Source organism: Amylibacter marinus (assembly GCF_030160015.1).
Taxonomy (GTDB): domain Bacteria; phylum Pseudomonadota; class Alphaproteobacteria; order Rhodobacterales; family Rhodobacteraceae; genus Amylibacter; species Amylibacter marinus.
The window spans coordinates 533566-550586 of record NZ_BSNN01000004.1 but is presented as its reverse complement, the minus strand read 5'-3'; the positions used below and the strand labels follow the sequence as shown (position 1 = coordinate 550586).

The 17021-nt window shown below is 55.1% G+C and carries 18 protein-coding genes and 1 tRNA gene; 6 read left to right on the top strand and 13 right to left on the bottom strand.

The window, feature by feature from the left end; translation table 11 throughout:
• The first annotated feature begins 125 nt into the window (after positions 1-125).
• On the top strand, positions 126-770 hold the full coding sequence (locus QQL62_RS09915) for a cyclic nucleotide-binding domain-containing protein (protein ID WP_284378440.1): 645 nt from the start codon (positions 126-128) through the stop codon (positions 768-770).
• A gap of 51 nt (positions 771-821) precedes the next feature.
• On the opposite strand, the gene QQL62_RS09910 is transcribed toward QQL62_RS09915, so the two are convergent.
• Positions 822-1619 carry a DUF533 domain-containing protein gene (locus QQL62_RS09910; protein ID WP_284378436.1) on the bottom strand — a complete coding sequence of 266 codons (798 nt, stop codon included), beginning with the start codon at positions 1617-1619 and terminating at the stop codon, positions 822-824.
• 303 nt (positions 1620-1922) lie between these two features.
• On the opposite strand from QQL62_RS09910, the gene aroQ reads away from it, so the two are divergent.
• Positions 1923-2357 carry a type II 3-dehydroquinate dehydratase gene (gene aroQ, locus QQL62_RS09905; RefSeq protein WP_284378434.1) on the top strand — a complete coding sequence of 145 codons (435 nt, stop codon included), beginning with the start codon at positions 1923-1925 and terminating at the stop codon, positions 2355-2357.
• A 7-nt stretch (positions 2358-2364) separates the two neighbouring features.
• Here the strand turns inward: aroQ and gyrB are convergent, their stop codons facing one another.
• The 5 genes from gyrB to dnaN form a co-directional block, all read right to left on the bottom strand.
• On the bottom strand, positions 2365-4782 hold the full coding sequence (gene gyrB / locus QQL62_RS09900) for a DNA topoisomerase (ATP-hydrolyzing) subunit B (protein WP_284378430.1): 2418 nt from the start codon (positions 4780-4782) through the stop codon (positions 2365-2367).
• Between the two features lie 77 nt (positions 4783-4859).
• Positions 4860-5480: a LysE family translocator gene (locus QQL62_RS09895; protein WP_284378423.1), complete on the bottom strand. Its 621-nt coding sequence runs from the start codon at positions 5478-5480 to the stop codon at positions 4860-4862.
• A 97-nt stretch (positions 5481-5577) separates the two neighbouring features.
• Positions 5578-6003, bottom strand: coding sequence for a VOC family protein (locus QQL62_RS09890; RefSeq protein WP_284378420.1), 426 nt, complete (start codon positions 6001-6003; stop codon positions 5578-5580).
• 9 nt (positions 6004-6012) lie between these two features.
• Entirely contained in the window at positions 6013-7122 is a 1110-nt protein-coding gene (gene recF, locus QQL62_RS09885; protein WP_284378418.1) for a DNA replication/repair protein RecF, read from the bottom strand.
• A 2-nt stretch (positions 7123-7124) separates the two neighbouring features.
• Positions 7125-8243: a DNA polymerase III subunit beta gene (dnaN, locus tag QQL62_RS09880; protein ID WP_284378416.1), complete on the bottom strand. Its 1119-nt coding sequence runs from the start codon at positions 8241-8243 to the stop codon at positions 7125-7127.
• Between the two features lie 175 nt (positions 8244-8418).
• Between dnaN and yddG the strand changes: the two genes are divergently transcribed.
• Positions 8419-9273, top strand: coding sequence for an aromatic amino acid exporter YddG (yddG, locus tag QQL62_RS09875; protein WP_284378413.1), 855 nt, complete (start codon positions 8419-8421; stop codon positions 9271-9273).
• On the opposite strand, the gene dnaA is transcribed toward yddG, so the two are convergent.
• The 5 genes from dnaA to QQL62_RS09850 all read right to left on the bottom strand — a co-directional run bounded on the left by dnaA (position 9274) and on the right by QQL62_RS09850 (position 13046).
• Positions 9274-10629, bottom strand: a complete 1356-nt coding sequence (gene dnaA / locus QQL62_RS09870; protein ID WP_284378411.1) for a chromosomal replication initiator protein DnaA — start codon at positions 10627-10629, stop codon at positions 9274-9276.
• A 19-nt stretch (positions 10630-10648) separates the two neighbouring features.
• Positions 10649-11086, bottom strand: coding sequence for a rhodanese-like domain-containing protein (locus tag QQL62_RS09865; RefSeq protein ID WP_284378410.1), 438 nt, complete (start codon positions 11084-11086; stop codon positions 10649-10651).
• Positions 11087-11475: 389 nt separating this feature from the next.
• Positions 11476-11742: a 30S ribosomal protein S20 gene (gene rpsT / locus QQL62_RS09860; RefSeq protein ID WP_284378406.1), complete on the bottom strand. Its 267-nt coding sequence runs from the start codon at positions 11740-11742 to the stop codon at positions 11476-11478.
• Positions 11743-11840: 98 nt separating this feature from the next.
• Positions 11841-12683, bottom strand: a complete 843-nt coding sequence (mutM, locus tag QQL62_RS09855; protein ID WP_284378404.1) for a bifunctional DNA-formamidopyrimidine glycosylase/DNA-(apurinic or apyrimidinic site) lyase — start codon at positions 12681-12683, stop codon at positions 11841-11843.
• Positions 12684-12686: 3 nt separating this feature from the next.
• Positions 12687-13046 (bottom strand): hypothetical protein, encoded by a 360-nt coding sequence (locus QQL62_RS09850; RefSeq protein ID WP_284378402.1) that lies wholly within the window; start codon positions 13044-13046, stop codon positions 12687-12689.
• Positions 13047-13194: 148 nt separating this feature from the next.
• Here QQL62_RS09850 and ubiE point away from each other — a divergent pair, with 148 nt between their 5' ends.
• Together ubiE and ubiB are read left to right on the top strand one after the other, a co-directional pair.
• Positions 13195-13941, top strand: a complete 747-nt coding sequence (gene ubiE, locus QQL62_RS09845) for a bifunctional demethylmenaquinone methyltransferase/2-methoxy-6-polyprenyl-1,4-benzoquinol methylase UbiE (protein ID WP_284378399.1) — start codon at positions 13195-13197, stop codon at positions 13939-13941.
• Positions 13942-15471, top strand: coding sequence for a 2-polyprenylphenol 6-hydroxylase (gene ubiB / locus QQL62_RS09840; RefSeq protein ID WP_284378393.1), 1530 nt, complete (start codon positions 13942-13944; stop codon positions 15469-15471).
• Here the strand turns inward: ubiB and QQL62_RS09835 are convergent.
• Positions 15455-16300, bottom strand: a complete 846-nt coding sequence (locus tag QQL62_RS09835; RefSeq protein ID WP_284378390.1) for a phosphotransferase family protein — start codon at positions 16298-16300, stop codon at positions 15455-15457. The genes ubiB and QQL62_RS09835 overlap by 17 nt on opposite strands.
• Before the next feature lie 106 nt (positions 16301-16406).
• Between QQL62_RS09835 and QQL62_RS09830 the strand changes: the two genes are divergently transcribed.
• Positions 16407-16483 (top strand) — tRNA-Arg (locus tag QQL62_RS09830).
• A 37-nt stretch (positions 16484-16520) separates the two neighbouring features.
• Here the strand turns inward: QQL62_RS09830 and QQL62_RS09825 are convergent.
• A complete protein-coding gene (locus tag QQL62_RS09825) occupies positions 16521-17000 on the bottom strand; it encodes a GNAT family N-acetyltransferase (RefSeq protein WP_431355763.1) in 480 nt (159 codons plus the stop codon).
• Between the last annotated feature and the right edge of the window lie 21 nt (positions 17001-17021).

Genomic DNA, 17021 nt, shown 5'->3' with positions numbered 1-17021 from the left:
CGGCCCCGCGGGGTCGGCCTTTTTTCGCTGAATGCCTCGCGTTCCACGGCACCCTCCTTGAACAGTGCCAATAGTCACATATTATTAATGATATCAGGGGCATATTACACCCAAGGAGAGACAGTATGGAATTCAATCATTTTGTCGGCTACACAGGCATAATCACATATATCGCCGCCTATGGCTTGGCCAAATATACCAGCTATGATGCTGCTAAATACACCGCCGCGCGCTTCGCCGCTGCCGCTCTTACGCTCTATAGCCTTGCATTTGAATTCACCATCACGCCTCTGCCACTGCAAATCGCACTGGCAACCCTTAGCGTTACCTGCCTCCTCATAGGCATGATCTATAATCGCCCCATACGCCTGTCGCCGATGGAAAAGACCGTCGCCCAATCCCTGTTTCCAACCCTATCAAATCGCCGCGCCCTAGAGGTGATCAATTCGGGCGTATGGCAAACTGACAGCGACCGCCTGCTGGCCCACGAGGGCCAACCCTTTGATCACATCGCAATCCTTCTAACAGGCTCTGCCGAGGTGATTAAATCTGGCACCAGAATATCAAAAATTCGCGCAGGCCAAATCATCGGGCGAAACGCCACCCAAAAACATAAAACCGCCACGGCCAATATCCGCCTTGGCGATGCCGCACATTATTTCACCATTCCAGCCAAAACATTGCGCACCCTGCTGGATCAAAACGCGGACATCGCCGCCGCCTTTAAACAGGGTGTTTTGAACAGCACGCTCACCCCCAGAAATGCATAGGGCGCCGGATTACCCGACGCCCCAATAGCTGTATCACTCGCCTTTAACGGATTAGCGATACAACGGCTGTGCCCCAAGCATTTCATGCACTTCGTTCATCTTGCTGCGCTCTAGGTTCAGCGCCTGACCCAGATCATGCAAATAGGACGCCTCGTCCTGCGTATCCAAATCAATGCCCATCACAGACATCATATAAACCTGCGCCTCCATGCCGCGGGGTGTGGCACGCGCCAATGATTTTGGATCCACACTGCGAGCAACCTCGGCATCAATCATTGCCATCTCGTCCCGATCCAACTCACCCAAATTGTTCAGCAGCTTATCCTTCTCGGCCTCGTCAATGGATCCATCCGATTTCGCAGATTGAATCATCGCACGGATCATCAAGGCCGCCGCATCTTCATCCTCTTGGGTGCTGGGCTGGGTTAACTGTCCCTTGTTTTCCAATGCATTGGTTAGCAACCCCCCCAAACCACCGGCGGCACCAGCACCGCCCAATTGGCCCAGAATGTCGCCCAAACCACCAGATGCGCCACCCGCGCCACCCTTTAGCAAACCACCCATTAGATCGCCCAAACCGCCAGGTGCTGCGGATTTACTGGCGCCGCCACCCATTAGGCCGCCCAGCAAATCACCCATACCACCAGCATTCCCAGAACCGCCACCCTTCAGCGCGCCGCCCAATAGATCGCCCAATCCACCAGACCCACCAGAGCCACCGCCCAGCGCGCCACCCAGCAGATCACCCAATCCACCACCGCTAGAAGACTTACCCCCAGCCACAGATTTCACACCCTTGGCCACGGCCACACCAATAGCCACCTTGGCCAATGTACTAACTAAGCTCATGCTATACTCCCTAAATAGAACCTAACTCAAATATAGGTAGATTTTCCCCATCCGCTAGGGGCACAGGGGCTAGGAGCTAATTTACGGTAGGGCACAAACCGCCCCTACCGCCCAGAAATTTCCACCTAAGCCCGCACATCATACTGATATTTAACATATTTATGCCCAGTTCCGGATCTCTCACTCAATGCAAACAATACTATACATTATACCAAATCCCACACCAAAAACCTTCCCCGCGGGGAAGGTTTCGCCGCCGCAATTAACCTGCTATGATGCCCCAAATCCAATTGGAATACCGCTATGAATCAGATCTATATTTTAAATGGCCCCAACCTAAATCTGCTGGGCAAACGCGAGCCGGATATCTATGGCACCGCCACGCTGGATGATGTGGAGGCGCTGTGCAACGACGCCTGCGCGGGGCGCGCCAGCTGTACATTGCTACAATCAAATCACGAAGGTCAACTGATCGATTGGATCCATCAGGCCACTGAGCAGGCCGCAGGCATCGTGATCAATCCCGCCGCCTTCACCCATACATCGGTGGCCCTGCTGGATGCGCTAAACACATTCGATGGGCCAGTGATCGAGGTGCATATCTCTCAGGTGCATAAACGAGAAGAGTTCCGCCACATCTCCTATGTTTCCAAGCGGGCAGATGCGGTGATCGCAGGGATGGGTGTGGCCGGATACGCCGCCGCCACGCGCCATATCCTATCATTACTAGACGCCTAGGCGCAGATCAGAAATCCAGATTGCCCACAGACAGCGCATTTTGCTGAATGAATTCGCGGCGTGGTTCCACCACATCGCCCATCAATTTGGTGAACAAATCATCTGCATCCGCCAGATCATCGACCTTTACCTGTAACAGGGTGCGGGCCTCTTCATCTAGGGTGGTTTCCCACAGCTGATCCGGGTTCATCTCGCCCAGCCCCTTGTAGCGCTGTAGGTTCAAACCCTTCTCGCCTTCTTCGTTGATCACATCCAACAAATCCAGCGGCCCCATGATCGGCTCTACACGCTCTTTGCGGGTGAATGTCGCAGGCGCGGAATAGACCTCTTGCAGGCTCTCCGTCAGTTCGGATAACTTGCGTGCTTCGCCAGATCGCAGGCATTTTCCATCCAGCGTATGAGATTCCTCAACCCCGCGCAAAATACGCGCGAAACGCAACCCCCCATCCTGTGTCGGGCGCGCAGACCAGCCGCGCTCGTATTCAGTGGCCACCATATCCAGACGCGCCGCAATAGCATCGCCAATACCCTGTGCATCCGCATCCACACGGCCAGGGATCAAACCACCAGCAATGGCCGCCTGTTCCAAAATATGATGGCTGTAATGGGTGGGGAAAGCCGTCAGGATTTGACGCGTGGTGCGTGCCTCGCCCACCACTCGGGCCAAATCCTGCCCTGCCAATGTGGTGCCATCCTGTAGGGTCAGCATCGCGCCCTCGACCCCTTGCTCGGCCAAGAAATCCTCGAGTGCTGTTTCATCCTTTAGGTAGACCTCGGATTTACCCCGCGCCACCTTAAACAATGGCGGCTGGGCAATATACAAATACCCGCCCTCGATCAGCTCTGGCATTTGACGGAAGAAGAAGGTCAGCAACAATGTTCTAATATGCGCCCCATCCACATCCGCATCGGTCATGATCACCACCTTGTGGTAACGTAGCTTGCTGATGTCAAATTCATCGCGCCCAATACCGGTGCCAAGGGCGGTGATCAGATTTGTAATCTGCTCGGACGTCAACATTTTGTCAAAGCGCGCGCGCTCGATGTTCAAAATCTTACCCCGCAGCGGCAGAACCGCCTGATTTTCGCGGGCTCGGCCCTGTTTGGCTGACCCGCCCGCAGAATCACCCTCCACGATGAAAATTTCGGATAGGGCTGGATCTTTCTCTTGGCAATCCGCCAGTTTTCCCGGCAGGGATGTACCACCAAAGGCGGTCTTGCGCCGCGTTAAATCGCGCGCCTTGCGGGCCGCCTCGCGGGCCAATGCGGCCTCGACGATCTTGCCCACAATCTGTTTCGCCAATGCGGGGTTTTCCTCGAACCATTCTGCCAGCTTCTCGTTCATCAAGCTCTCGACCACGGGGCGCACCTCTGATGACACCAATTTATCCTTGGTCTGCGAGCTGAACTTCGGGTCTGGCACCTTGACCGATAGAACACAGGTCAGGCCTTCGCGGGCATCATCGCCGGTAAAGGAGACCTTCTCTTTCTTGGCAATGCCGGATGAATTGGCATAGGCATTGATGGTACGCGTTAGGGCGCCGCGGAAACCGGCAACATGGGTACCGCCATCGCGTTGGGGAATGTTATTGGTAAAGGGCAGAACATTTTCATGATAGCTGTCGTTCCACCACATGGCGACCTCGACTGTAATATCATCCTTCTCGCCCACCACATAGATCGGCTCTTCTATCACAGATGTTTTCGAGCGATCCAAGAAGCGCACGAATTCCTTGACCCCACCTTCGTAGAACAGCTCTGCCTCCAGAGGTTCCGCAGGGCGCTCATCGCGCAGAATTATTTTCACACCAGAGTTTAGAAACGCCAGTTCGCGCAGACGGTTTTCCAATGTTTTAAAGCTGTAGTCGCGGTTAGAAAACGTCTCGGTAGAGGCCATGAAGCGCACCTCGGTGCCGGTCTCGCCGTTCGCATCCCCAACCACCTCCAGGTGCTTGGCGGTATCGCCGCGCTCAAAACGCGCTACATGCACCTTGCCATCACGCCAGATTTTCAGCTCTAGCCAGTCAGATAGGGCATTTACCACAGACACGCCCACGCCGTGCAAACCGCCAGACACCTTATAGGAATTGCTGTCAAATTTACCACCAGCATGCAGCTGGGTCATAATCACCTCGGCGGCGGAAACACCTTCTTCTTCGTGAATCCCCACGGGGATGCCGCGGCCATTATCACGCACGGAAACACTCTCGTCGGCATGCACGGTGACGGATACGAAATCCGCATGTTTGGCCAAGGCCTCGTCAATACCATTGTCCACCACCTCGTAAACCATGTGATGCAGGCCGGAACCATCATCCGTGTCGCCAATATACATGCCAGGACGCTTGCGCACAGCCTCTAAGCCCTTGAGAACCTTAATGGAATCTGCGCCGTATTCTTCTGGTGTATTCTGCTCGTCTGACATGTCGGTTTTTCCCGTTGTTATCGGGAAAACATAGCGGATTAATCAGGGGTTGTCACGCTCTAGGGGCGAATTTTCGCCTAGGTCAGCGCGATTATAACCCCAACCAAGATCAGCGCGATTCCGGCATAGATATTGGTCTTTCGCACCGCCTCGGGTGATGCCAGAAACCGGCGCATTTGATTGACAAATCCAGCCAAGCACAGGTTACCCAATAGCGGCACAATAAAGGACAAAATACAGATCGCGACCATGTCCCATTTGGTGATTTGGTTGAAATCAAAGAAGCTGGGCAAGAGCGTCATATAGAACAAGCTGGCCTTGGGATTGGCGATCACCGCCGCCATCCCCGCCGCAAATCCCGCCCACATGCCGGGGCGGGTGAACTGTGAATTTTCCGACAGCACCTTATCAGGCCAGCGCACCAGCGCCGCCCCCATCAAGCACAGAATCAGCGCTGCCGCATAGCGAAACAGGATCAGGATATCCGCATAAAAAGACACAAGATAACTAACACCCAGCAACGCCACCAAGGGCCATAAAATATCGCCCACAGCCACGCCCAGCGCCAAGGGAACCGCCGAGCGAAAGCCCCCCGATACCGCGCGCGCGATCACCGCCACCCAGACAGGGCCTGGAGTGATAAACAGGATGAACAGCGCCCCCGCATAGAGGGCCAATTGGGTGATGGTTACAGACATGTGCAAACTAATCCCCAGATCGCGTTTGGTGACAAGTGGAAAATCAACGGCGCGTATATTTTATATTCAGCGCCAAGGCGCGGGGGATCAAATCGGGTCAGCCATGATCTATCTGACCCTCTGTATCAAATTTCCAAAATGGGTTATGTGCCACCTCCCACAGGTGGCCATCGGGGTCTGCGTAATTGCCAGAGTAGCCACCCCAAAATATTTCAGAGGGGCGGCGCAGGTCTGTGGCCCCTGCATCTATGGCCGCATCATAGGCGGCATCGACCTGTTGTGGGTTGTCGTAATTAATAGCAAGGGTTACGCCGCCGGTGGTGGTTGCGGGGATATCTTGGCCGATATCCTCGGCCAATGCCGCGCGATCATAGATCGAGAAATATTGCCCGGCCAGCTGAAAGAAGGCGATTTTATCATTGCCGCCCTCGGCCTCGACCCAGCCAAGGGTGGTATAGAATGCGCGTGCGCGGGGCAGATCAGCGGTGGATAGGGATATCATGTTAATGCGTTGGGGGGTCATCATGGCTCCCTAGGTTATCGGCTCGATTGCAGAGCCTTGTTGGTTTTCGTCAATTCGCAGAGCCATGGCGCGATTTCCAAAATCTGCAAACAGATCGGATTCGGTGCCCGTCATCCACGCCTGTGCGCCCAGCGCGCAGATCTCGTTATACAGCGCCGCGCGGCGGTCTGGATCTAGATGGGCCGCGACCTCGTCCAGCAAAATGATCGGGGCTGCCCCGATATCTTGGGCCAGCGCGCGGGCATTTGACAGAACAAGGCTGACCAACAGCGCCTTTTGCTCGCCGGTCGAGCATTGCGCGGCGGCGATACCCTTGGTTGTATAAAGCGCATGGATATCATCGCGGTGCGGGCCAATCAGGCTGCGCCCTGCGTGCATATCGCGCGGGCGGCTTTCGGCCAGTGCAGTGGCCAGATCATCAGCGGTGCTGATCGGATCACTATCCTCGGGGCCACGCAGGTTAAGATCGGCGGCGGGGAAAGTGGTCTCTGCGCCCTGTTGGGCGGCGGATATACGGGTGATTGTGCTTAGGCGGTTTTGCTCTATCACAGCACCGGATGTGGCCATTTGGCTCTCGATGGCCTTGTACCACGCGGGGTCGCGTTGACCATCCTTTAGCATACGGTTGCGTTCGCGCATGGCCCGCTCGTAGGCAAGGGTATGTTCGCCGTGGTTCGGCTCGAAGCTTAGCGCAAGGCGATCTAGGAAGCGTCGACGCCCCTCGGCACCTTCCACCCATAACCGATCCATCACAGGCACCAGCCAAACAATACGCGCAATGCGCCCCAGAGCGATTTGCGGTGCCGTTTTATCATCGATAGAAATGCTTCGGGTGCCCGTACCGGTAAAGGCGGTTTCGATCTGGTGCTGGTGCCCTAGGCTGTGCAGATCCGCCGAGACCTTCCAGCCCAGATTTTCTGGGGCGCGGGAGAGTTCGGCGGTTTTGGCCCGGCGCAATCCGCGCCCGGGTGACAGCATGGAAATGGCTTCTAGGATATTGGTTTTGCCGGCGCCATTGGCGCCGAAAATTGCGATCGGGCGGCCATCTGTTTCGATGACCGTACGCTTGTGGGATCTAAAATGCGACAGGGTTAGCCGCGAGATGTGCAGCGTGGACAAGCCTACACCCGCATTGGCATCACAACATAGACCGCCGTTTCATCATTGCCTTCGCGCATCAGGGTTGGGTCACCACTGGAATTGAACAAGAACACCGCATTTTCGCGATCCACTTGGCCAGCGATTTCCAACAGGTACTTGGCGTTGAAACCGATTTCCAAACGCTCGTCACCATAAGCCACGATCAATTCTTCCTCGGCCGCACCGCTATCAGGGGCATTTACAGATAGGATCAGGCGATCTTCGTCCAGCGTTAGCTTGACCGCGCGCGAGCGTTCAGAAGATACGGTTGATACGCGGTCTACCGCTTGGGCGAATTCGGATGCGTCTACCTCTAGGCGTCGCGAGTTACCCTGTGGAATAACACGGGTGTAATCGGGGAAGGACCCGTCGATCACCTTGGAGGTCAGCACGATCTCTGGTGTGGCAAAGCGGATCTTGGTCTCGGAAACCGATAGGGCGATTTCCTGATCATCATCATCCAGCAACTTGCCCAGCTCGCCCACGGTTTTGCGCGGTACAATCACCCCAGGCAGGTCGCCTGCGTTTTCAGGCAGGGGCGCATCAATACGTGCAAGCCGGTGACCATCGGTGGCCACACAGCGCAGAACCCGCCCATCCGCACCATCGGATGCATGCATATAAACACCGTTTAGATAGTAGCGTGTTTCCTCGGTAGAGATTGCGAATTTTGATTTATCAAACAGGCGGCGCAATGTGCCTGCGGGGGCGGCAAAATTACAGGTGTATTCTGATGTGGCCATCACGGGGAAATCTTCGCGTGGCAGGGTGGCCAGCGAGAAGCTAGAGCGCCCCGCAACGATATCCAAACGATTGGCCGTGCCATCATCAGACAATTCCACCATCGCACCATCGGGCAATTTGCGCACGATTTCATGCAAAGTATGCGCCCCCACGGTGGTGGCACCGGCGCGTTCCACCATGCCGGCAACTTTGTAAACCACCTCGATATCCAAATCGGTGGCACGGAAAGAGATTTCGCTGCCCTCGGCCTCGATCAATACATTGGCCAAAATTGGAATAGTATTGCGCCGCTCGACCACAGATTGGGCCTGTGACATCGCCTTAAGTAATGCACTGCGTTCGATGCTAACTTTCATTTTTCTATCCCTTTGCGCCTTATATACGGGCGCTTATCTTGGCCCAATTTAACGGATTGTTCAACTGGTATTAACAAACGCTAACCCAAAGTTGCGCCAAGCGAAAGACGCAATAATTGGTTTACCTATCTGGGCCACATCCCTAGCATTGGGGGCAACGAATTTGGGAAAAATCATGGGCAGAAAACAGGCGACCGCCGTGGGTGGCATTGCGATTCTTTTGTGGGCTTTGTTGGCGTTGTTTACGGTGGGGTCTGTGCCTGTGCCACCCTTTCAGTTGAATGCCATATGTTTTGGCATTGGGGGTGTTCTGGGGCTGATTTATGTGGGGGCGACGGGTGGGTTTTCTGCGCTCTATACTATCAGCTGGCGCATCTATGCCTTTGGAACATTGGGGTTGTTTGGCTATCATTTTCTGTATTTTTCGGCCCTGCGTATGGCGCCTGCGGCCGAGGCGGGGTTGATTGCCTATCTGTGGCCGTTGCTGATTGTTTTGTATTCGGGACTGTTGCCCAGCGAGACGTTAAGGCGCGGGCATATTATTGGCGCGGTGCTTGGTTTTTTGGGGGCTGGCCTGTTGGTGGCGGGGGGTGGTGTTGGATTTGAAACGGGGGCGATCGCGGGCTATGTACTGGCCTTGGTCGCGGCGAATGTTTGGACGGGATACAGTGTGATTTCGCGGCGCTTGGGCGATGTAGCGACGGCCAGTGTTGCGGTGTTTTGCCTGTGCAGTGCGGTTTTGTCCACGCTGGCGCATTTCACGTTTGAGGTTACGGCTTGGCCCAGCGGGCAATGGGGCTGGGCCAGTATAATAGGATTGGGTATTGGGCCGGTTGGATTGGCATTTTATGTCTGGGATGTGGGGGTAAAGCGGGGCGATATTCAATTGCTGGGCACGCTGAGCTACGGGGCACCATTGCTGTCGACCGCGGCCTTGGTTTTGGCAGGGTTTGCAGAGGCCAGCATGGTTTTGGTGCTGGCCGCGGTGTTGATTACTCTTGGGGCAGTGATTGCCGCAAGGGCGCGATGATTAGCCCTCGAGGATACGGCGCAGGTGCTCGATATCCTTGGAGATTTGGCTGTCCACGGCCTTTAGCTCTTCGATCTTTTTAACCGCATGGATCACCGTGGTATGGTCCCGCTTGCCAAAGCGGCGGCCGATTTCAGGCAGGCTTTTGGAGGTCAGTTGCTTGGACAGATACATGGCCAGCTGACGCGGGCGCGCGATAGAGCGGGTGCGCCGAGCGCTGAGCATATCCGTGAGGTTCAGCCCATAGTGATCTGTAACCTTGCGGATGATTTCATCGATTGTGACCTTGCGATCCGTAGCGCGTAGGATATCCGACAGGCTTTCTTGGGCCATTTCTAGGGTGATTTCGCGCCCCACAAGCGATCCGAAAGCATAAAGGCGGGTGAGCGCGCCTTCTAGCACGCGCACATTTGATGAAATGCGGTGTGCCATGAATTCCAGAACACCGGGGGCCACCACCACATCTGGGTTTTGGCGGGCCTGAATTTCCTGTTTTGACTGTAGGATACCAAGGCGCAATTCGTAATCTGTGGGGTGTAGATCGACCACAAGGCCCCATTGCAGGCGGGATTTAATGCGCTCTTCGAGGCCCTCCATATCGATGGGCGAGCGGTCACCGGAAATGATCACCTGTTTGTTTTGCTCGATCAGCGCGTTAAACGTATGAAAGAATTCCTCTTGGGTGGTGGTTTTGCCGGCGATGAATTGCACATCATCTACCATCAACAGATCAACCGAGCGGAACATTTCCTTGAACGCGATCGTGTCTTTGAACCGCAGGGCCTGAACGAATCGATACATAAATTGCTCGGCCGACAGGTACAGCACGCGCGCATTTGGGTCGCGCTTTTTCAGCTCGTGGGCGATGGCATGCATCAGGTGGGTTTTACCCAAGCCCACACCACCGTGCAGGAACAGCGGGTTAAACGAGACATCGCGCCCCTCGGCCACGCGGCGCGCGGCGGCGTGGGCCAGCTCGTTTGGTTTACCCACCACGAAATTATCAAATGTTAATCGCGGATCTAGTGCGGCACCGGGTAGGGGCAGGTCTGATTCTGTGCGCTGGGGTTTGGGTTGTGGGGCGGGTTTTGCTGTTGGCTTGGCCGCACCAGTGGTGATTTTGGTTACGAAATTCAGCCGCTCGACAGATTCGCCGATTTTGGCGAATTCTGCCTTTAGGTTATCGCCATAGCTGCGCGCAACATAATCGCCGATAAAGCTGGTTGGCGCGATGACGGTGGCAACGCCTTTGTCTATCCCACCCAAGGACAGCGGCACGATCCAGTTCGTATATGCGTTTTCGCCAACAATATTTCGCATGGCTGTCTGCACCTGCAGCCAACATTCGTTACCCATCAATATAATTCCATATCCGTTAGGATTGGCCCCAGGCCAACCCTCGGGATTTCCACCCATTAATATTTCCACGGTGTCCTGACGGATCAAGATCACCTTCGAATCCTTCTAGAACATTGACGCATTCCACGTGTTTGTTCTGTGTTGCAAATACCTCTGCCATTGTTACCGCCGCCGAAACCGAGCGAACGCCTGAACGGCACAGGAAATAAATTTTTGTTGGGGTTTCCCCCGAGAGTGCATCAAGTATCTGAGAGGAAAAGCTCTCATTTACTGCCATGGTGGGAAATTCTTTCCACTCTACCAGCAGGGGTTCTTTGTTTAGAGAGCGCAAATCTGGCACGCCAACAAAGGCCCATTCGGCACGGGTACGCACATCAACCAAGATCGTATCAGAGGCATCCTGTAGTCCAGCCCAAGTTTGTTCCGGAGTCTCGTTGGATATCGAATCTGACACTATTTCCCCCTGACTATCGACATGCGTTTATTGATTCACCTAACACAAGATGCAGGATTAAATTTCGCATTTCAACGAAACATACCAGTTGACAGCAAAAGAATCGCAGAGCCGTGCTCTGCCGGTTAATGTATTGAATTTTAATGATTTTTTATCTGGACACGCGGATCAGCCACACGCCTATGGGGCGGGTGCTTGGCAGATTTCACATATCAAAAACAGGGGCGCTACCGCAGAATAGCGCCTGTGGATAACGTAGCCGTGAAGCGTGATTCCAGCAACAGGAACAAATCGGAACATTTACAATTCATTCATATCATTGACAAAAAAATGTCACAAAAAAAACGAGGCCGGCTGGCCTCGTTTCAAATTCTACAGTCAAATGCTAATTAGGCTGCAAGAGCCTTGATGCGTTTGCTTAGGCGGGACAATTTACGTGCCACGGTGTTCTTGTGGTAGATGCCCTTGGTAACGCCGCGCATCAACTCAGGCTGTGCTGATTTGAATGCTTCTTGAGCAACGGCTTGGTCACCACCAACGATAGCCTCTTCGACTTTGCGTAGGTAGGTGCGAATCCGTGAACGGCGCGCTTTGTTTACTTCGGTGCGACGTTCGATTTGACGTGCGCGTTTTTTCGCTTGTGGCGAGTTAGCCATGATAAATTTCCTGATCTTCGAGTTACGAAAGATGAAGTCGCCTTCTACGGCTGGTCAGATGAATAGTCAACGGGGGAAAACGGGTTTTTCACCCGTATTCAGGGGGTTTTCTGACAATTCGGGCAAAAAAAGCTGGAACGCCCCGCCTGAACCAGCCGCAGAATCGAATCTGCACAGTTTTCGGTGCGGCATTTTTCGCCCTCGCGGCCATAGACCGCGAAACTATGCTGGAAATAGCCCAAATCGCCGTTGGTTTGGCGATGATCGCGCAACGACGAGCCCCCCGCCTCGATTGCCTCGGACAGAACCGTGCGGATAATCGGCACCAATGCGCTGGCCTGTGCCTGTGTGATATCTGTGCAACGGGTGGTGGGGTGAATGCCGGCGCGCCACAGCACCTCGCAGACATATATATTGCCCAGCCCCGCCACCAAGCCCTGATCCAGCAATGCGGTTTTGATCGGGGATTTTCTACGCGAGAGGTTTTCAAACAGATAGCTATCGTTGAATGCGTTGCCCAGCGGTTCTGGGCCGATGTTTTTGATCAGCTTGTGCTGATCCAGTGTTTTGGTATCGATCAAATCCATTGCCCCAAAGCGGCGCGGGTCATTGAATGAAATCCGCGTGCCATTCGCCATATCCAGCACCACATGGTCGTGTTTGGCGGGATCCTGCGGTGTGGGCGTTGGGGGTGCTATAATCATGCGACCCGACATCCCCAGATGGATCAGCAGCGTTTCCCCGCGATCCAGATCCAACAGTATATATTTAGAGCGGCGGCGCAGGCTGTCCACCCGCGCACCAATCAGGCGCGCGGCCATATTATCGGGGAAAGGCCAGCGCAGGTCTGGGCGGCGAATATCGGCGCGCGCGATCACCTGCCCCTGCATCGCGGGGGTTAGGCCACGGCGCACGGTTTCGACCTCGGGTAATTCTGGCATGATTTATTGGGCGATCAGTTGTGTACAGTTTACCGCCAAGATGCCTTGGGATTTATCCTGTGCCAATGCGGTAACCACCGAAGAATCAGAGGTCTGCATCATTAGGGCATTGCCTTTTTGGGTGATCTCAATCTCGGGCACATATGTGCCTTGGGATGATTGGCCCAGCGCATAGTCCTGTGCCTGAGCCAATGTCATTTGCCCAGAGGTTACCCCTGCCACCATATGTGCGCAGGTTTTTTGCAGCTTTTCGACCGCAATCTCTGCTGCGCGGCCGTTGACCACCTTCATCACGCCAAAACAGATCACCAACAATAGGATGATATTTGCGGCCAGTAGTGCTTTTTTGATCTTCGAATTCATTTAGTCCCCCTAGTTGCGCCTATGCTAGCGTGGCACTGCGCCCTTTTCGAGTTATTTTTGCGCATATTTGTGACAATAAATTGGCAACTCTGCCGCATTTGAACTTCTGCTGGGAAAGGCTATAGAGGAGGAAACACGGAGCACTGCTATGGCCGATGAAAAAACCACCCATTTTGGGTTTAAAACTGTTGATGAAACCGAAAAGGCCGGCATGGTGCATGGGGTGTTTTCCAATGTGGCCTCTAAGTATGATGTGATGAACGATGCCATGTCTATGGGCATTCATCGGTTGTGGAAAAATGCGATGATGGATTGGCTGGCGCCAAATGGCACCCAGCGTCTGTTGGATGTGGCGGGGGGCACGGGGGATATCTCGTTTCGATTCCTTGATCGTGCACCCAATGCCCATGCCACCGTATTTGATATGACCCAAGGCATGTTAGATGCCGGGCGCACCCGCGCACAGGCCACCGATATGGCCGATCGGCTGGATTGGGTTTGCGGTGATGCGATGGATTTGCCCTTCGACGATAACAGCTTTGATGTCTATACGGTGTCTTTTGGCATTCGCAATGTGACCCGCCCAGAGGTGGCATTAGAAGAAGCCTACCGCGTGTTGCGCCCGGGGGGGCGTTTGATGGTGTTGGAGTTTTCACAAATTCCCAACCCTGCCTTGCAATGGGCCTATGATCAGTACTCGTTCAATGTGATCCCGCCAATGGGCAAGGTCATTGCCAATGATGCAGACAGCTATCGCTATTTGGTCGAAAGCATTCGTAAATTCCCTGATCAGGATACTTTCCTTGGGATGGTGCGTGCGGCTGGGTTTGAAAACGCCAAGTACCGCAACCTGTCGCTGGGCATTGCTTGTCTGCATTCAGGGTGGAAAATTTAGATGCGCGGGCCACATAATATATGGCGTCTGATTCGCACGGGTGCCACGTTTGAGCGCACGGGTGCCATGAAGGTGGCGTTAGAGCTGTTGGATCTGCCACCGGCGGTGCGCATTGCCGCGCGGATTTTGGGCTGGCCGTTTAAATGGCTGGGCCTGCGCGGGGATATGGATCAACCGCCGGTGTTGCGCGCCATTACTGCGCTGGGGCCGGCCTATATTAAATTTGGCCAATTGCTATCGACCCGCCCTGATGTGGTAGGCCCAGAGATGGCGGCAGAGTTGCGGGTGCTACAGGACAGCCTGCCCGCCTTTGATATGGATGTGGCGCGGGCCACAGTGGCCCAAGAGCTGGGCGCGCCGGTGGACGAGATTTTTGCCGAGTTTTCCGCCCCCGTGGCCGCCGCATCTATCGCACAGGTGCATCATGCGCGGCTGCGCAGCGATAATTCCGAGGTGGCGGTAAAAATCCTACGCCCAAATATCGAGCGCGCCTTTATGCGTGATATCGATGCCTTTCATTTTGCGGCGCGGATGATCGAGATTTTATCCCCCGCCTCGCGTCGCCTACGGCCTACGGCGGTAATCGAACATTTTCACCAGGTTGTGCGCGGCGAGTTAGACCTGCGCACCGAGGCTGCGGCCGCGTCGGAATTTCACCATAACACCGAGAAGGACACGGGGTTTCATGTGCCGCGGGTGCATTGGGGTCTGTCGTCGCACAGCGTAATGACCATGGAATGGGCCGAGGGCACCCCCCTATCGGATATCGAGGCATTGCGCGCAACGGGTTTGGATATGCAGGAGTTGGGCGCGCGCATTGTGCAGATGTTCCTTAGCCATGCCCTACGCGATGGGTTTTTCCATGCGGACATGCATCAGGGCAATCTAAAGCTGGGGTCGGATGGGGATCTGATCGCGCTGGATTTTGGAATTATGGGGCGCATTGATGCCTATACCCGCCGTGTTTATGCGGAAATTTTGATGGGGTTTATTCGCCGCGATTATCACCGCGTTGCCGAGGTACATTTTGAAGCAGGTTATGTGCCGCGTGATCAGGATGTGGATACATTTGCACAGGCCCTTCGTGCCGTAGGCGAGCCGATTTTTGGCCAAGATGCCACCCAAATTTCCACCGCGCGTTTGCTATCGCAACTGTTTCAGGTGACCGAGCAATTTGGCATGGCCACCCGTACAGAGCTGATCCTGCTACAGCGCACCATGGTGGTAGTCGAGGGCGTGGGCCGCACATTAGATCCCAGCCTGAACATTTGGGATGCCTCGCGCCCTGTTGTAGAAAAATACATCGCCGAACATATGGGCCCCAAGGCCATGGTCAAGGATTTGGTCCGCGTGGTGCAAACGCTGTCGCGCTTTGGGCCGCGCCTGCCAGAAATGATGGAAGCCTATCTAACCGCGCAGGCCGAGCCCAAGGATGACCGGCCCAGTGCGCGCACCAAGGCCAGCTTTGGCTGGGCGGGTGTGGGGGCTATTGCGGCCCTTGTGTGGGTATGGGTTATTGCAGGCTGGTAAGCAGGTCTTGCTCTGCCTGCCCTGCCTGTGCGTATCCTGCCCGCCCTTGCTGTGCACACCATTGGCAATAGGCCGCCATGCGCCAGTGATAGGCAGGGGCCAGCGCGTGATAGCGCGCCGCTAGGCCTGTGGGCAGCGCATCAAGGAAGGCTTGGCGTGTCTTGTGGGTGATATCTGTGCCTGTGTAAATCAGGTGCATCGCAGGGGAGAGGAAGCTGGCCACATCCACCACCCCGTCCCCAATCGCGGGGCATTGCCAATCGATCAGCCGCAGACCATCCGCGCCCAGTATCAGATTGCCAGGCACCACATCCGTGTGCACCAGAACCAAATCAGGGCTGGGCAGTAGACGCGCCTGTGGCCGCAGATCAGACAGGGCCGCACTGGGGGCCATGCGATCACCCTGTGCCAAGATATCCGCGCCATCCACGGGCAGATGGCGCAGGCCATTGGGCGCCGGCATTGATTGAATACGCCCCAGCAGATCCGCCACCGCCGCCCCATCCGCGCGCCACTGTTGCCCCGCCACATAGCGATAGAGTAAAACCGCCCCCAGTTCCGTTAGGTGAAACCCAATCGGCGTTGGCGCGATGCCCCTGCCCGCCAGCGCATCAAGGCATGCAAATTCTGCGGTGGGGTCATTGGCATACAGGGGATTGTGTGCCGTATTCAGATACAGTTTGCACACCACATCATCCGCGCCGCGCAAGTGCCAGACCATATTTGATTGTCCGCCCGCTTGTGCGATCCAGCGCGCATGGGCATCAATTGCGCCGCGTGCCACCAAAAGGGCGCGCAGGGCAGTTTCGATATGGGCCTGATCTGTCATCGGGGGTTTTTACGGGTTCCAAGCAGGGGGCGCAAGTTGGCCAAGGCGAATGCGGGCGGGAATACGGGGTTTCGTACCGTGAGGATCAATGCTAGGGCAGGGCCGTGGCCCCGTGGCTCAACTGGATAGAGCAGCCCCCTCCTAAGGGGCAGGTTAGTGGTTCGAATCCACTCGGGGTCACCACATTTGTGCTGGAACCTGTTGCGGGCGTCTTTGTGGACTATTGGTTGGATTTGGTCTCTAGGCGGAACTTCAGGAAGGGTTCTCCTTCATAGTCAATTTTGCCAGTTTGCACCGCACCAAGTCGTAGCAGAGCGCCTAGGTTGGTGCGAGATGGGGGCAACAAAAACGTGATGAACGGTATGCGACTATCAGAGATCGCGAAGTCGATCGCTTTCTTCACGATGTGTTTTCCCAACCCGAATGCGTCCGGACGCAAGACCAGCCCAAAATCCCATTCGTTATCTTCTTTTTGAAATCCGCCCCATCCAATATATCGGCCATCTTGTAGAAATGCCCAATGCCCAAGCCCATCTCTTGCCCAGATCGCTTGTTTTTTGTCGACGAAATTTTGTGCGGCCGTAACATCCCATCGACCCTTAAGGAGTGGCATATGTTGCGCAACCCTTGGATCCGACATATGTGCCGCAATCTCGGCTGGGTTAACCTCTGACAGTCTTGCGAATGAAATTGTCTCGATCAAGGTTGATGTCCTTCTTGG

What these genes read in the sequence shown, in the direction of transcription:
- QQL62_RS09915 (WP_284378440.1), top strand. Translation starts at nt 126, where the DNA reads ATGGAATTCAATCATTTTGTCGGCTACACAGGCATAATCACATATATC.
- QQL62_RS09910 (WP_284378436.1), bottom strand. Translation starts at nt 1,619, where the DNA reads ATGAGCTTAGTTAGTACATTGGCCAAGGTGGCTATTGGTGTGGCCGTG.
- aroQ (WP_284378434.1), top strand. Translation starts at nt 1,923, where the DNA reads ATGAATCAGATCTATATTTTAAATGGCCCCAACCTAAATCTGCTGGGC.
- gyrB (WP_284378430.1), bottom strand. Translation starts at nt 4,782, where the DNA reads ATGTCAGACGAGCAGAATACACCAGAAGAATACGGCGCAGATTCCATT.
- QQL62_RS09895 (WP_284378423.1), bottom strand. Translation starts at nt 5,480, where the DNA reads ATGTCTGTAACCATCACCCAATTGGCCCTCTATGCGGGGGCGCTGTTC.
- QQL62_RS09890 (WP_284378420.1), bottom strand. Translation starts at nt 6,003, where the DNA reads ATGACCCCCCAACGCATTAACATGATATCCCTATCCACCGCTGATCTG.
- dnaN (WP_284378416.1), bottom strand. Translation starts at nt 8,243, where the DNA reads ATGAAAGTTAGCATCGAACGCAGTGCATTACTTAAGGCGATGTCACAG.
- yddG (WP_284378413.1), top strand. Translation starts at nt 8,419, where the DNA reads ATGGGCAGAAAACAGGCGACCGCCGTGGGTGGCATTGCGATTCTTTTG.
- dnaA (WP_284378411.1), bottom strand. Translation starts at nt 10,629, where the DNA reads ATGGGTAACGAATGTTGGCTGCAGGTGCAGACAGCCATGCGAAATATT.
- rpsT (WP_284378406.1), bottom strand. Translation starts at nt 11,742, where the DNA reads ATGGCTAACTCGCCACAAGCGAAAAAACGCGCACGTCAAATCGAACGT.
- mutM (WP_284378404.1), bottom strand. Translation starts at nt 12,683, where the DNA reads ATGCCAGAATTACCCGAGGTCGAAACCGTGCGCCGTGGCCTAACCCCC.
- QQL62_RS09850 (WP_284378402.1), bottom strand. Translation starts at nt 13,046, where the DNA reads ATGAATTCGAAGATCAAAAAAGCACTACTGGCCGCAAATATCATCCTA.
- ubiE (WP_284378399.1), top strand. Translation starts at nt 13,195, where the DNA reads ATGGCCGATGAAAAAACCACCCATTTTGGGTTTAAAACTGTTGATGAA.
- ubiB (WP_284378393.1), top strand. Translation starts at nt 13,942, where the DNA reads ATGCGCGGGCCACATAATATATGGCGTCTGATTCGCACGGGTGCCACG.
- QQL62_RS09835 (WP_284378390.1), bottom strand. Translation starts at nt 16,300, where the DNA reads ATGACAGATCAGGCCCATATCGAAACTGCCCTGCGCGCCCTTTTGGTG.